Below are 13,470 nucleotides of genomic sequence, written 5' to 3'. Positions count from 1 at the left end.
GATGTCCATGACGGACAACCACGACCGCGGCCTCCAGTTCGACCTCGCCACGCTCATCGGGCGCCGGCGGGCGTTGTCGCTGCTCGGCGGCGCAGGCCTCACGCTCGTGGCCTGCGCCCCGTCGACCACCACCAGCTCGACCCCGACCTCGAACAGCACGAGTGCGGCCGGGACCACCGCGGCCGGCAGCCCGATGGAGGCGATTCCCGAGGAGACCGCCGGCCCGTTCCCCGGCGACGGCTCCAACGGCCCGAACGCGCTCACCCAGAGTGGCATCGTGCGGTCCGACATCCGGTCCAGCTTCGGATCGTCGACCCGCACCGCCGAGGGCGTGCCGCTCACCATCGAGCTGACCGTCCAGAAGGAGGACGGCACGCCGTACGCGGGTGCCGCCCTCTACCTGTGGCACTGCGACATCAACGGCGACTACTCGATGTACTCCGACCGCGTGAAGAACGAGAACTTCCTGCGCGGGGTCCAGGAAGCCGACAGCTCCGGGAAGCTGAAGTTCGTCAGCGTCTTCCCCGGCGCGTACGCGGGGCGCTGGCCGCACGCCCACTTCGAGGTCTACCCGAGCCTCGCCGAGGCCACCAAGGCGGGCGACGACGTCACGACCTCGCAGCTCGCGTTCCCGGAAGCGACCTGCAAGGAGGTCTACGGCACGGCGGGGTACACGCAGAGCGTCCAGAACATGTCGCGGACGCCGTTGGCGCGGGACATGGTGTTCCGCGACGGCACCGAGCACCAGATGGCGACCATGTCGGGCAACGTTCAGTCCGGCTACACCGCCTCACTGACCTTCGCTGTGAAGAGCTAGCCAGAGCTCCGCGCGCAGGCCGGGCGAGTCCAACGAGCGGTTGAGGGCTTGCTCGGCCTTGCGCACCCGGTTGCGCAGCGTGTGCCGGTGTACGCCCAACGCCGTCGCCGCCGGATCCCACGCGCCGTTGTGCCCCAACCAGACTTTCAGCGTCTCGCGGGTTTCCTGATCCAACGGCCTCAGCAACGCGTCGGCGAACCCGTCCGGGAGCGGCACCGCACTCCCGGCGAAGTCCTCGAACGTGCGGACGCCCGCCTCGCGCGCCTGCCGGGCCTCGCGGTAGCCCCGCGCGACCTCGGTCACGTCCACTTCGGACGACGAGAAGCCGTCGAACTCCTTGGCCAGCACGATGATCTGCCCCTCGTGCTCGGCCCAGAAGCCGTCCTCCGGTGGGGTGCCGGTGAGGAACACCCGGAAGCGCTCGGGCAGGCCGTCGACCGGTTGCCCGGCCAGCAGCAGGCGGAACTGGCAGGTGCGGAGTTCCTTCACGGTGGCGTCGCCGTTCTGCGCGAGCGCGAGGGTGAGCAGCGACGCCGCGGTGTTGACGATGCTCAGGTCGGCGGCGTCGAGCGGGGCGGCCGTGCCGACCGCCAGCACTCCCCTGGCCCGGCTGCCGAGCACCTGCAGGAACACGTGCCGGCCATCGGTCTCGAACGCCGCGCTGGCCAGCCCTCCCGCAGTCCGCAGCCGCACCACCTCGGCGGTCAGGTCCGGGGCGAGGCGCGCGTTGTGCGTGTGCACCGCCTCTCCGGCGGCGTCGAGGAGCACCACCCAGCCGTCGACCCACTGGCCCAGCCTGCGCACCACCCCCGCCACACCGGTGCTGACGGCGGCGCGCGTGAGTGCGCGCTGTGCGTCGCTCGTCCTGGTCAGCGCCGCGTACTCGTCCGCGGCGAGCGCCTTCGACACCGCCTTGCTGATCGCGATGAACGGCACCTCGCGCGGCACCTCCACCAGTCCCAGACCAGCCCGCTCCGCCGCGTCCACCAGCGCGGCGGGCACCACGTCGTGGCCCAGCCCGGTGCCGAAGCCGAGTCCGACCACGCCGGCGCGCACGAGCCGTTCGACGTAGTCCGCGCTGAGCGGCCGCAGACCCGTGGTCAGCAACAGCTCGCCGCCCTCGAGGAACGGTGTGGGATCCGCGAGCTCGGTGCCGTGCACCCATCCGACCGGCTTCGACACGTCCCCGGCGAGCACGGGCAGCCGCAGCGTCAGGGCGAGTTCGTGCAGCGTGATGGGCATGTGCCAGTTTGTACAACCTGAACAGCGTTTACCGCCATTTCAGACACTGCGCACCGCCTTGACCAGGGCCATGCTGAGCACATGACCCGACTGCGTACCGCGATTCCCGGTCCCAAATCACTGGAGCTCCAGGCGCGGCGCAAGGACGCCGTCGCCGCGGGCGTGGGCTCCACCCTGCCCGTCTACATCGACTCGGCCGACGACGGCCTGTTGATCGACGTCGACGGCAACCAGCTCGTCGACCTCGGCTCCGGCATCGCCGTGACGAACGTCGGCAACCCCGCGCCCGCCGTCGCCGAGGCGGTGCACGCGCAGATCGACAGGTTCAGCCACACCTGCTTCATGATCACGCCGTACGAGGGCTACCTCGAGGTGTGCGAGGAGCTCAACGCGCTGACGCCGGGCTCGCATCCCAAGAAGTCGGTGCTGTTCAACTCCGGCGCCGAGGCCGTGGAGAACGCGGTCAAGATCGCCCGGCACGTCACCGGCAGGCAGGCCGTCGTGGTGTTCGACCACGGCTACCACGGCCGCACGAACCTCACGATGGCGTTGACCGCGAAGAACATGCCGTACAAGCACCGGTTCGGGCCGTTCGCGCCCGAGGTCTACCGGGTGCCGGCGTCCTACCCGCTGCACGACGGCCTGACCGGCGCCGAAGCGGCCCGGAAAGCGATCGCCGCCATCGAGAAGCAGGTCGGCGGCGACAACACCGCCGCCGTCGTGATCGAGCCGATCCAGGGCGAGGGCGGGTTCATCGCGCCCGCTGAAGGTTTCCTGCCCGCGATCGCCGAGTGGTGCCGTGAGCGCGGCGTGCTGTTCGTCGCCGACGAGATCCAGACCGGCTTCTGCCGCACCGGTTCGTGGTTCGCCTCCGACCACGAGGGCGTGGTGCCGGACCTGATCACCACGGCCAAGGGCATCGCCGGTGGCCTGCCGCTCGCCGCTGTGACGGGGCGCGCCGAGATCATGGACGCTGTGCACGTCGGCGGACTCGGCGGCACCTACGGCGGCAACCCCGTCGCGTGCGCCGCCGCTCTCGGCGCCATTCGAACCATGCGCGAGCGCGACCTCAACGCTCAAGCCCGTCGCATCGAGGAAACGGTCGTCAGCCGGCTCAAGGCCGTTGCCGAGAAGACCGACATCATCGCGGAGATCCGCGGCCGTGGTGCGATGCTCGCCATCGAGTTCACCGAACGCACGCCCGATGTCGCCGCACGCGTGGCAAAGGCGTGCCACGACCAGGGTGTCGTCGTGCTGACGTGCGGCACTTACGGCAACGTGATCCGTCTGCTGCCCCCACTGGTCATCCCGGACGACCTGCTCGCCGAAGGCCTCGACGTGCTCGAAGGAGCCCTGCTCGCATGATTCCCTTCCACACCGCAGAAGACGTCGAACGCGCGGTTGCTGCTGCTGCGGCCGTTGCGCCCGAACTCGCCGCGTTGCCGGCGCACCGCCGTGCCGCCGCGTTGGACCACGTGTCGCGCCGACTGGCCGAACGCGCCGATGAGTTCGCACAGGCCATCAACGACGACTCCGGCAAGCCGCTCAAGTGGGCGCGCATCGAGGTGACCCGCGCGATCTCCACGTTCCGCTGGGCCGCCGAGGAGGCCCGCCGGTTCTCCGGTGAGCTGCAGCGCCTCGACACCGATCCGTCCGCCGAGGGCCGCCTGGCGCTGGTCCGCCGGGCACCGCGCGGTCCGGTGCTCGGCATCGCGCCGTTCAACTTCCCGCTGAACCTGGTGGCGCACAAGGTCGCCCCGGCGTTGGCCGTCGGTGCGCCGATCGTGCTGAAGCCCGCGCCCGCCACCCCGGAGGTCGCGTTCCTGCTCGGCGAACTGCTGGCCGAGACCGATCTTCCAGAGGGCGCCTGGTCCGTGCTGCACCTGTCCAACGAGGAGACCGCCCGCCTGGTCGAGGACCCGCGGCTGCCGGTGGTCTCGTTCACCGGTTCCGGCCCGGTCGGCTGGGGCATCAAGGAACGCGTGCCGCGCAAGCACGTGACGCTCGAACTCGGCGGCAACGCGGCCGTGGTCGTCGCTCCCGACTGGCAGGACGTCGAGTTCGCCGCGCAGCGCATCGCCACGTTCGCGATGTACCAGGCGGGCCAGTCGTGCATCTCGGTGCAACGCGTCTACGTGCACACCGACGTGTACGACGCCATCTCGGAAGCCGTTGTGCAGCACGTGAACAAGCTCGACGTGGCCGGCGACGTCGGTCCGTTGATCAACGACGCCGCCGCCGACCGCGTCGAGGCGTGGGTGCGGGAGGCTTCGGCGACGGTCCTGACCGGCGGCACCCGCGACGGCCGCACGTACGCGCCCACGGTCCTGACCGACGTGCCGGAGGACGCGAAGGTGAGCGCCGAGGAGGTGTTCGGCCCGGTCGTGACGCTGACTCGGGTGGACAGCGTCGAGGAGGCCTTCGACCGCGTCAACGCCTCCCGCTACGGCTTGCAGGCGGGCCTGTTCACCAACGACGTGCGGCTGGCTTTCCGTGCCGCGCAACACCTCCAGGTCGGCGGCGTGATCGTCGGCGACGTGCCGAGCTACCGCGCCGACCAGATGCCGTACGGCGGCGTGAAGGAGTCCGGCATCGGCCGTGAGGGCCTGCGCTCGGCCATGGAGGATCTCACCGAACCCCGTGTACTCGTGCTGACCGGATTGGAGCTCTGACCAACGAACCCACGCCCGGCCCACGAGCCGACGATGAAGGGTCCCTTCGTCCACCTCAGCTACCGCGCGAGCGAGCGGGAGTCATCCGACGAATGGGTCGATCTTGACTCTGGCTGCCATGATGCACGCGTGGCCGTCACCATCAGGGATGTCGCTCGCCAGGCTCAGGTCTCCGTTTCGACGGTCTCGCGCGCGCTCAGCGCGCCGGGACTCGTCAAGGAGGCGACCCGGCAACGGGTCCTGGACGTCGTGGCGGGACTCGGCTACCAGCCGAACCGCGCGGCGCGCAGCCTGATCACCGGCCGCACCGGAAACCTCGGCATCGTGGTGCCCGACCTCGGGAACCCCTTCTTCCCCGCCGTGCTGCGCGGCGTGCAGACGCGGGCCGGCGAGGCGGGCACCTCGGTGTTCTTCTGCGACAGCAGGGAGGACCCGCGGACCGAGGCCGAGCTGGTGCGGACGATGGCGGCGCAGGTCGACGGCGTGGTGCTGTGCGCGTCGCTGATGTCCGACGAGCAGATCGTCGACCTCGCGGACCTGACCCCGCTGGTGCTGATCAACCGCATCGTGCCCGGCGTCTCGTCGGTGCTGATGGACAGCGCCTCCGGGATGGACCAGGTGGTCGCGCACCTGGAGTCGTTGGGGCACAAGCACTACGTCTACCTCGGCGGGCCCGAGGCGGCGTGGTCGAACCACCGCAGGATGCAGGGGCTGCGCGGCCGGGCCCAGCTGCTCGGCTCGTTCGAGGCGAACTTCGGCGGCGGGGGCACGGCCGCGGAGCAGGCGTTGAAGACCGGCGCGACGGCGTTCATCGCGTACAACGACCTCATGGCGCTGGGCGTGCTGAGCCGCCTCGCAGCACTGGACGTCAAGGTGCCGCAGCAGATCAGCGTGACCGGCTTCGACGACATCCTGTACGCGGCGATGTGCTCGCCCGCGCTGACGACGGTCCACATGCCGACCGAGGAGGCCGGCCAGGTGGCCGTGGATCTGCTCGCCGGCCTGCTCGACGGTGGCCCTGCGGAGCAACGGGAACTTCCGACCAACCTCGTGATCCGCGCAAGCACCACGGCCGCCGCGAAACACGAATGATTTCCACTCGGGCCACGAGGGAGGCGTCGTCGACTCCCTCCCGCGGCCGGTCGAGTGCGATCTAGTCGTACCCGCGAACGTGGCCGTCCTCGTCGGCGAGAATTTCGTATTGGTCCATGTCCGTCTCCTTCCGAAGAACTTCCGTGGTGTCTGACATCACAAACCGTAGAGCCTCGGCCGCGTCCTGTGGAGTGAATTTCCACCGCAACCGGGGTAGTCGCCGCTAACCCGAGGGGGTCGTGGGGGCACCCCAGATCGCATCACCTCCTTGTGTCCTGCATCACACACCTTGTCGACTTCACGGCTACGCTGCGCCTATCAAGACGGGCCATTGCACCCCAGGTATTGCTCTAAGTACCCCATTTGGGGGACAAAACCTGTCATGCGAACGATGCTCACCGTGATCGCCATGGCTGCAGCCTTCGTGGTCCCGGCAACCCCCGCGCTAGCCGCCGACGCGGTCACCCAGACCGTGGAACTGCTCAACGCTTACCGCGCAAAGCACGGTGTCGGCCCCCTCTCCCTCGATTCCGAAGTGACTCATACCGCTCAGGAATGGGCAGATCACCTGCACGAGACTGACAGTTTCGAACACCGCCCGAACAACCCTTACGGCGAGAACCTCTACTGGGTCGGCAGCCGCACGCGCGCAATCGATGCAGTTGCCACAAAAGCACTGGAAAACTGGTACGGCGAATCTCGTGGCTACGACTACGCCAAGGAGATGACGCAGTCCAACATCGACTACGGCGTCCTGCACTTCACCGCGATGGTCTGGAAGTCGTCCACGCGCGTGGGTGTGGGCCTCAAGCAAGGCACCAACGGCACCTACGTGGTGGTCGACTTCGCCGACCGCGGCAACACCCTGAACCACTTCCTGGCCAACGTCCCACCGCCGGTCAGCGCAGCCCGACTGTCTCGGTGACCGATCTCAACGCCGCCACGACAGCCGAGTACGGCGGCAGGAACGGTTTGCCCGTCGGTGCCTCACCGAGCCATCCGACCACCCCGCGGTCGATCCGCGAGGGCGGCAACGGCACCAGTGTCCCCAGCCGGTGCGTCAAGGCTCCCCGAGCCCGCAGCCGGATCAGGTTCACCTGCGAGGCCTCGTCGGCGGACGACGTGAGGATGAGCCATCTCCGCGGCGCCCCTGGCAACACCACCACCGGTCCCCCGAGCATCCGGATCGACAGGTAGTGCTGGACCTCCCCGCCGATCCCGGCCCCGAGCTCCACGATGGACACCTGGTGATCCGTGGTCAGCAAAAGGCGGTTCTCCGAGCGCAGGACCAGCCATCCCCAGTCCGAGTAACTCTCGATGGCACTCGTGAACGTGTCGAGTTGTGGCAGTACTCCCTTAGGCGAGCTCATGGATCTCACCCTCACTTTTTCCGTGTGGTGTAACTCTGATCACACGATTTGACTCTCGGCCGCCATGAACTCACTATCGGGCCGCCATCGGCACACTCGAACGGGGCTTGAGACAGTGACTCACCTGCGGGAACGGCACGTGACCATGATCGCGCTGGGAGGTGTGATCGGCGCCGGCCTATTCGTCGGGACGGGCGCGGGCATCGCGCTGGCGGGCCCGGCCGTGCTCATCTCATTCGGACTTGCCGGAATTCTGGCGCTGCTCGTGATGCGCATGCTCGGCGAAATGGCCGCCGAGTACCCGAGCGGTGGCGCGTTCTCCGTGCACGCCGAAAAAGCACTGGGCCCGTGGGCGGGTTTCACCGTCGGCTGGGCCTACTGGGGAACGGTCGGCGTCGTGCTCGCGGTCGAGGCCACCGGTGCCGCGAAGATCGCCGCGGGCTGGGTGCCCGCCGTGCCGCAGTGGGCCTGGGTGCTGATCTTCATGTCGGCGCTCACCGCCGTGAACCTCACCGACGTCCGCAACTTCGGCGAGTTCGAGTTCTGGTTCGCCGGCCTCAAGATCGCCGCGATCGTCCTCTTCCTCGCGCTCGGCGCGGCCGCGATCGCGGGCCTGCTCCCGAACGTCGACTCGCCCGGCTTCAGCAACCTCACCGACTTCATGCCCAACGGCTGGGGCGGGGTCGTCGCCGGCTTCATGGCCGTGGTGTTCGCGTTCGGCGGTCTCGAAGTCGTCACCATCGCCGCGGCCGACGCCGAAGACCCCAAGCACGCCATCGGCAAGGCTGTGCGCACCTCCATGACCCGCCTGCTCGTCTTCTACCTGGGTTCGATGGCCGTGGTCGTCACCCTGCTGCCCTGGAACGATTCCGAGGTGGGCGCGAGCCCGTACGTGGCGGTGCTGAACCGGCTGGGCATCCCGGCGGCCGGGCAGATCATGAACGTGGTCATCTTCGTGGCGTTGCTGAGCGCCATCAACGCCACCCTCTACGGCGCCGCCCGCATGCTCTGCTCGCTGGCCGAGCGCGGCGAGGCGCCGAAGGCGTTGCTGACCAGGAAGAACGGCGTCCCCCGCAACGCGGTGCTGGCGTCGGTGGCGTTCGGGTTCTTCTCGGTGCTCCTGAACTACCTGTGGCCCGACACCGTGTTCCTGTTGCTGCTCAACGCCGTGGGCTCGGCGCTTCTGGTCGTCTGGGCGTTCATCGCCATCTCGCAGATCCGCCTGCGGCGCACGATCGAGCACCCCACGGTCCCGATGTGGGGCTATCCGTACCTCTCCTGGCTGGCCCTGACCGCGATCGCCGCGATCATCGTGCTGATGCTCAGCGACGAGCAGGCCCGCGGTCAGATCCTGTCCACGGGCGTGCTCGTCGCCGTCATCGCGGCCCTCGGGCTCAGCAGGTCAGCTTTGCGCCGGCGAAGTCTCCCCGATCGAACCTGACGCCGTCACCGCTGTCGTTCACCACCAGCCGCAGGAACTTGGCGCCCTGCAACGAGCCCGAGATCGACACCGCGTCGTCCTTCCACGTCCGCAGACCGCTGGAGGCGACCTTGGCGCCGTCCGCCCAGACCTCGAAGACCGCGGTGCCCTGCTGGTTGACGTCGCGTTCGTCGTCGATGCCGACGTCCGACGAGAACGACGTGCAGCGTCCGCCCACGTACAGGATCAGCTCGGCGTTGGCGTGCGCGCCGAGCCCCTTCTCGTACGTCTTCCCGTTGATGGTCAACGTCTTGCCGTCACCGCCGACGTACCCACCGTTGGACCTGTCCCGTTCGACGGGCCCGTAGCCACTGCGTTCGGTGGTGAACTTGACGTCACTGGCCCACAGCGAGCCGCCCGACGGCGGTGCGACCGGCACCAGCACGCCCGAGTTCACCGGCCGCGACAGCTTCCCGTGCCCGACCCAGGTGACGTTCAGGGCTCCGTTCACCACGTGTGCTCCGGGCGTCACCCCGGCAGGCGGCGTCACTTTCCACTTGCCCTGCACCGACTGCGAGGTGAGCAGCACGGGCGCGCGTTCTGAAGACAGCTTCTCGACCTTCCACCCAGCGGGCGCGGCGAACGACGTCGACGCGTTCAGCACCGGGACGGGCGCCTGGTTCGTGGCGGTCACGGTGGCCACGAACGGTTCACCGGCCGGGGTGATGGTGCTCGGGATCCCCGGGATCTGGGCGGCGATGTCCAGTTGGGCGTCGATCGCGGGCTCGTGCTCGTACCAGTCCTGCGACGCCTTCACCCGGAAGATCGCGGTCCCGTGTGGTGGCAGCGAGGCCGAGATCTGACCGGCGGACTGGAAGTTCTTGTGCTGCCACAGATCCCGCACGGTGTAGCCGATGCTGCGGGGCAAGCCGAGGTCCCGCGCGGAGGTGGAGATCGTCGCGTTCACCTCGGACTCGTTGAACAGCGCCACCGCCTTGTCGCCGTTGGCGAGCGGCTTGACGAACACCCAGTGCCCGTTCTCCTGCTTGATCACCTTGCCCTGGACGCCGAGTCTGTCCTGGTTGATCGCGATGATCTCCTTGTTGCGCAGGATGTCGAAGTGCTCCTGCGACACCTTGCGCAGGTCCGCGCCGATCAGCAACGGTGCGGCCATGATCGACCACAGCGCGAAGTGGCTCTGGTACTCGGTCGTGGTCTGCTGACCGTTGCCGACCTCCAGCATGTCGGGGTCGTTCCAGTGGCCCGGCCCGGCATAGGCGTCCAGCGGCGCGTTCAGCTTCAGGATCTCGACGGTCTTGGACCAGGTGTCGTTGATGTCGCCGGTGGTGCGCCACAGGTGACCGACGCCCTTGCCCCACTCCCACGGCTTGTTCTGGCCCCACTCGCAGATCGAGTAGACGATCGGGCGGCCGGTCTTCTTCAACGCGTCCCGCATCTTCGTGTAGCGCTCAAGTGCGGGACGGCCCTCGTTGTTGCAGTTGTCGTACTTGAGGTAGTCGACGCCCCAGTCCGCGAACGTCTGCGCGTCGATCTCCTCGTGGTCCAACGCTCCGGGCATCGTCTTGGCGCACGTCTGGGTGCCCGCGCTGGTGTAGATGCCGAACTTGAGGCCGCGGGCGTGGACGTAGTCGGCGAGCGCCTTCATGCCGCTGGGGAACCTGGTCGGGTGGTGGCGCAGCCGTCCGGTCGCCGGGTCGCGGGTGGCGTCGGCCCAGCAGTCGTCGACGTTGACGTACTGGTAGCCGGCGTCCTTGAGCCCCTTGGTGACGAAGATGTCCGCCATGTCGCGGATCATCTGCTCGTTGATGTCGCAGCCGGTGGTGTTCCAGTTGTTGAACCCCATCGGCGGCGTCAGGGCCAGGGTCGGGTCGACCTCGGCGGTGGCGGGTGAAGCGGGGACGGCAACCGACGCTGCGACGAGCGCCAGCGCGGTGAGCAGTGATCTCACTTCGGCTTCTCCAGGGTGATCGCGAAGACGTGCAGGCGTGGCCCGCTCGTCCTGGGCAAGGTGACGGCGGAGAGTTCCTGGGCGGGGTCCAGCTCGACGGTCTGATGGAAGATCGACACCTGCTTGGCGACCGGGCCGGCGGGCGTGTGCATCAGCGTCGTGGCAACGGGTTCCGACTCGCCGAACTGCGGCCGCTGCTGCCAGGCGGTCACCCGGAACTTGACCGGAACCGAGCCGCCGGCATACACCGCCGCGCCATCCGCCTCGACGTTGCCGGTGTCCGCGGCCGCGAGCAGGTGCAGCTTCACGTACTTCCCGGCCGGCACGGCGAGCGTCTGCCCGTTGGCGATGATGTTGTTCTTGCTCGCCTCATCGCCGTTGTGGAACTCGAACAGGACGCTGTCGTCGGTCACCGATCCGGTCTGCGGCAACTGGGCGGCCGGGTAGGTGTTGCCCAGGCCGTCGAAGTCGCCGTCACGGCTGGTGAACTCGTTGGACAGCCCGTCGTTGTCGAGCGCCGCGCTGATGTCCACGGGCACCGCGCTGCCACCGGGCGGCAACGCGGGCAGCCCCCAGCGCCTCGCCGGCACGGTGATCCGGACCGGCGCGATGGTGAAGTCCCGCTCGCCCTTCGCGTGGATCAACGCCTCCTGGCCGCGCCGCAGCTCCAGCTCGACCACTCCGTCGCGGACACTCCACCGGCTGCAGCCCCGCACGGTCAGAGGCCCCTCGATGCCCGTGCGGATGCGGCACGGCTGGCCGGCCTCGCTGTGCACCCGGACGAACCGCGTCCTGCCACCCCGGCGAACCGCGCTGACCAGGAACGCGCCCTCGGTCCGGGTGTCGTGGATCGTCACGTCCTGCCAGACGGCGGGCACGGCCGGGAAGATCCGGATCAGCCCGCCCCAGCTCTGGATCAGCATGTCCTGCAACGACTTCGCTGCGGAGAGAGGCGTTTCGATCACCGGGCCTGCCTCGAAGTACGTCGTGTTCGGCTGGGCGAACCGGGCGACGAACTCGCGCAGGTGGCGCAGGGCGTCGTCGCCGCGGGTCATCTGGGCCGCGATCGAGGCGGCTCCGGTGAAGGTGAAGCCGCGCAACGACCCCTCGAAGCTCAGCCAGTGCCGCAGCGAGCGTTCGATCAGGTCGCGGCGTTCCGGCTGCTCCCAGTTGACCTCGTGCAACGGGTAGACCGCGAGCATGTGCGAGTAGTGCCGGTGCGACTTCGCGAACGGCACCCCGGCGCCGATCATGAACCCGCCCGCGTCGGCCGGGTAGTCGACGAGCTGGTCGAGCACCTCCTGCCACCCGGGCGCCAACGGGTCGGCGATCTTGAGGAGTTTCGCGGAGTCGAGGAGTGTGCGGCACGACCACCGCAGCAGCGCGAGGTCGTAGTTGCAGTCCGGCGCGACGCCGTACTCGGGCGAGTAGGTCGGCAGCAGGTGCAGCTTGCCGTCGTTGCCCTTGCGCAGGAAGTGCAGGTAGTAGTTGGTCGATCGGCGCAGCACCGGGAAGACCGTGTCGCGCAGGATCCGTTCGTCCATGGTGTGCCGGTAGTGCAGCCACGCGTTGTGCAGGAGCCACGGCAGGTTCCCGATCTCCGGGTCCGGCGACGGGTGCAGCGGCGAGCCGACGAACCCGGCGTCCTGAAACGTCGGGTCGGTGCTGCGCCGCAACCCCATCGAGTCGGCGCGGAACTCGGGTCTGAGCGCGTCGACCAGGATCTGTTGATGCTGCGAGATCGTGCGCGGGATCGGGTCGAGTTCGAGGTGGTTCGACGCGAGCACCGGCCAGTATTCGAGCTGGGCGTTGAGGTTGAACCACACCGACGGCCACGGCGTGGGCTCCAGCCACGGTCCGGTGGTGGGCATGATCGGCGCTTCTCGGCGCGCACCCGACGCGAGCTTGTACAGCTGGATCCAGTAGAAGCTCTGCATCAACGCGTCCGGCACGGACACGAAACTCTTGCGGTAGAAGGAATGCCACCACTTCCGGTGCTGGTGGCGCAGCATCTCCGGAATCGGCGCTCGGGTGACCGCGTCGCGGACCGTCACCTCGGCGGTGCGATCGGGGAACGAGTGGTCGACGGACAGCAGGAAGTCCGTGCGGCCGTGGAACTTCTTGACCCGATACGCCGTCGCCGTCTGGCCACCCGCGACCATCTCCTGGGTGACGAGCGTGAGCCCGTTCTCGGTGCGGGTGACCGGCTTGGGGTTGAGCGGGAACGTCGCGGGCGGTGGTTCGCGGATGGTGCGCGGGCTCAGCGCGTCGAGCGCCAGGAACTCCAGCCTGACGTCCTGCTCACCGCCGGACGGCCGCACTTCCAGGTGCAGCAACGACTTCTCGGCGTGCACGAACAACCTGACCGCGAGCTCGCCCCGGTCCGTGCTGATCTTCCCGCGCAGTTCGGCGTTCCACAGGTCGAGCCTGAGGTCGACGCCGGTGATCCTGCCGACCGGTGTCAGCAGCAGACGTCCCACCGGCAGCCGCGCCACTCCCCACTCGTTGCCGAACTGCGGCCGGTGGTCCTGCACCTTCGCGTGGTCGACGGTGAACCGGACGGCGTTCGCGCCGGGCTCGCGGTAGACCGCCGTGGCGAGGAAACCGTTGCCCAGGAAGGGACCCTCGTACCAGGCGCGCGGAATCCGTTGCCACACCAGGTCCTGCTCACCGAGGAACCGCTCCCAGTCGATCCTCGTGGCGCACCCGGTGTTCCCCGGATCCGCACTCGCCGTGATCGGCAACGCCGTGAGCGCCGCCCCCGCCACCACTCCACCGAGCAAACCGCGCCGCGACAGATCCACAGAACACCTTTCAGGCCCGCGGCGGCAGCGACCAAAGATCGGAGGTGTACCTACGATCGCAGCCTAGGACGACCCTCAGGGGTG

At 68.6% G+C, this 13,470-nt stretch carries 10 protein-coding genes; 6 read left to right on the top strand and 4 right to left on the bottom strand.

What is annotated here, in order from left to right:
• Positions 1-7 precede the first annotated feature (7 nt).
• Positions 8-817 (top strand): dioxygenase family protein, encoded by an 810-nt coding sequence (locus G7043_RS12715; RefSeq protein ID WP_207311119.1) that lies wholly within the window; start codon positions 8-10, stop codon positions 815-817.
• Here G7043_RS12715 and G7043_RS12710 read toward each other — a convergent pair.
• Positions 791-2,059 carry a PucR family transcriptional regulator gene (locus G7043_RS12710; RefSeq protein WP_166045818.1) on the bottom strand — a complete coding sequence of 423 codons (1,269 nt, stop codon included), beginning with the start codon at positions 2,057-2,059 and terminating at the stop codon, positions 791-793. The two genes, G7043_RS12715 and G7043_RS12710, sit on opposite strands and share 27 nt — an antisense overlap.
• A gap of 81 nt (positions 2,060-2,140) precedes the next feature.
• On the opposite strand from G7043_RS12710, the gene gabT reads away from it, so the two are divergent.
• The 4 genes from gabT (at position 2,141) to G7043_RS12690 (ending at position 6,748) form a co-directional block, all read left to right on the top strand.
• A complete protein-coding gene (gene gabT, locus G7043_RS12705) occupies positions 2,141-3,424 on the top strand; it encodes a 4-aminobutyrate--2-oxoglutarate transaminase (RefSeq protein ID WP_166045817.1) in 1,284 nt (427 codons plus the stop codon).
• Complete coding sequence (locus G7043_RS12700) at positions 3,421-4,731, top strand: aldehyde dehydrogenase family protein (RefSeq protein ID WP_166045816.1); 1,311 nt, start codon at positions 3,421-3,423, stop codon at positions 4,729-4,731. Before gabT ends, G7043_RS12700 begins: the two co-directional genes overlap by 4 nt.
• 129 nt (positions 4,732-4,860) lie before the next feature.
• Positions 4,861-5,823 (top strand): LacI family DNA-binding transcriptional regulator, encoded by a 963-nt coding sequence (locus tag G7043_RS12695; protein ID WP_166045815.1) that lies wholly within the window; start codon positions 4,861-4,863, stop codon positions 5,821-5,823.
• A 391-nt stretch (positions 5,824-6,214) separates the two neighbouring features.
• Positions 6,215-6,748, top strand: coding sequence for a CAP family protein (locus G7043_RS12690; RefSeq protein WP_166045814.1), 534 nt, complete (start codon positions 6,215-6,217; stop codon positions 6,746-6,748).
• Here the strand turns inward: G7043_RS12690 and G7043_RS12685 are convergent.
• On the bottom strand, positions 6,723-7,193 hold the full coding sequence (locus tag G7043_RS12685) for a hypothetical protein (RefSeq protein ID WP_166045813.1): 471 nt from the start codon (positions 7,191-7,193) through the stop codon (positions 6,723-6,725). The genes G7043_RS12690 and G7043_RS12685 overlap by 26 nt on opposite strands.
• Positions 7,194-7,308: 115 nt before the next feature.
• Here G7043_RS12685 and G7043_RS12680 point away from each other — a divergent pair, with 115 nt between their 5' ends.
• Entirely contained in the window at positions 7,309-8,634 is a 1,326-nt protein-coding gene (locus G7043_RS12680; RefSeq protein WP_313887832.1) for an amino acid permease, read from the top strand.
• On the opposite strand, the gene G7043_RS12675 is transcribed toward G7043_RS12680, so the two are convergent.
• A complete protein-coding gene (locus G7043_RS12675; RefSeq protein ID WP_313887831.1) occupies positions 8,588-10,582 on the bottom strand; it encodes an NPCBM/NEW2 domain-containing protein in 1,995 nt (664 codons plus the stop codon). The two genes, G7043_RS12680 and G7043_RS12675, sit on opposite strands and share 47 nt — an antisense overlap.
• Positions 10,579-13,386, bottom strand: coding sequence for a glycosyl hydrolase family 95 catalytic domain-containing protein (locus G7043_RS12670; protein WP_166045811.1), 2,808 nt, complete (start codon positions 13,384-13,386; stop codon positions 10,579-10,581). The genes G7043_RS12675 and G7043_RS12670 overlap by 4 nt, the downstream gene beginning before the upstream one ends.
• Positions 13,387-13,470 lie beyond the last annotated feature (84 nt).

This window comes from Lentzea alba (genome assembly GCF_011067745.1).
GTDB classification, from domain to species: domain Bacteria; phylum Actinomycetota; class Actinomycetes; order Mycobacteriales; family Pseudonocardiaceae; genus Lentzea; species Lentzea alba.
This window is presented reverse-complemented; position numbering and strand designations above follow the sequence as displayed.

Excerpts from the sequence above, each read along its gene's own strand:
- G7043_RS12715 (WP_207311119.1), top strand. The coding sequence starts at position 8 with ATGACGGACAACCACGACCGCGGCCTCCAGTTCGACCTCGCCACGCTC.
- G7043_RS12710 (WP_166045818.1), bottom strand. The coding sequence starts at position 2,059 with ATGCCCATCACGCTGCACGAACTCGCCCTGACGCTGCGGCTGCCCGTG.
- gabT (WP_166045817.1), top strand. The coding sequence starts at position 2,141 with ATGACCCGACTGCGTACCGCGATTCCCGGTCCCAAATCACTGGAGCTC.
- G7043_RS12700 (WP_166045816.1), top strand. The coding sequence starts at position 3,421 with ATGATTCCCTTCCACACCGCAGAAGACGTCGAACGCGCGGTTGCTGCT.
- G7043_RS12690 (WP_166045814.1), top strand. The coding sequence starts at position 6,215 with ATGCTCACCGTGATCGCCATGGCTGCAGCCTTCGTGGTCCCGGCAACC.
- G7043_RS12685 (WP_166045813.1), bottom strand. The coding sequence starts at position 7,193 with ATGAGCTCGCCTAAGGGAGTACTGCCACAACTCGACACGTTCACGAGT.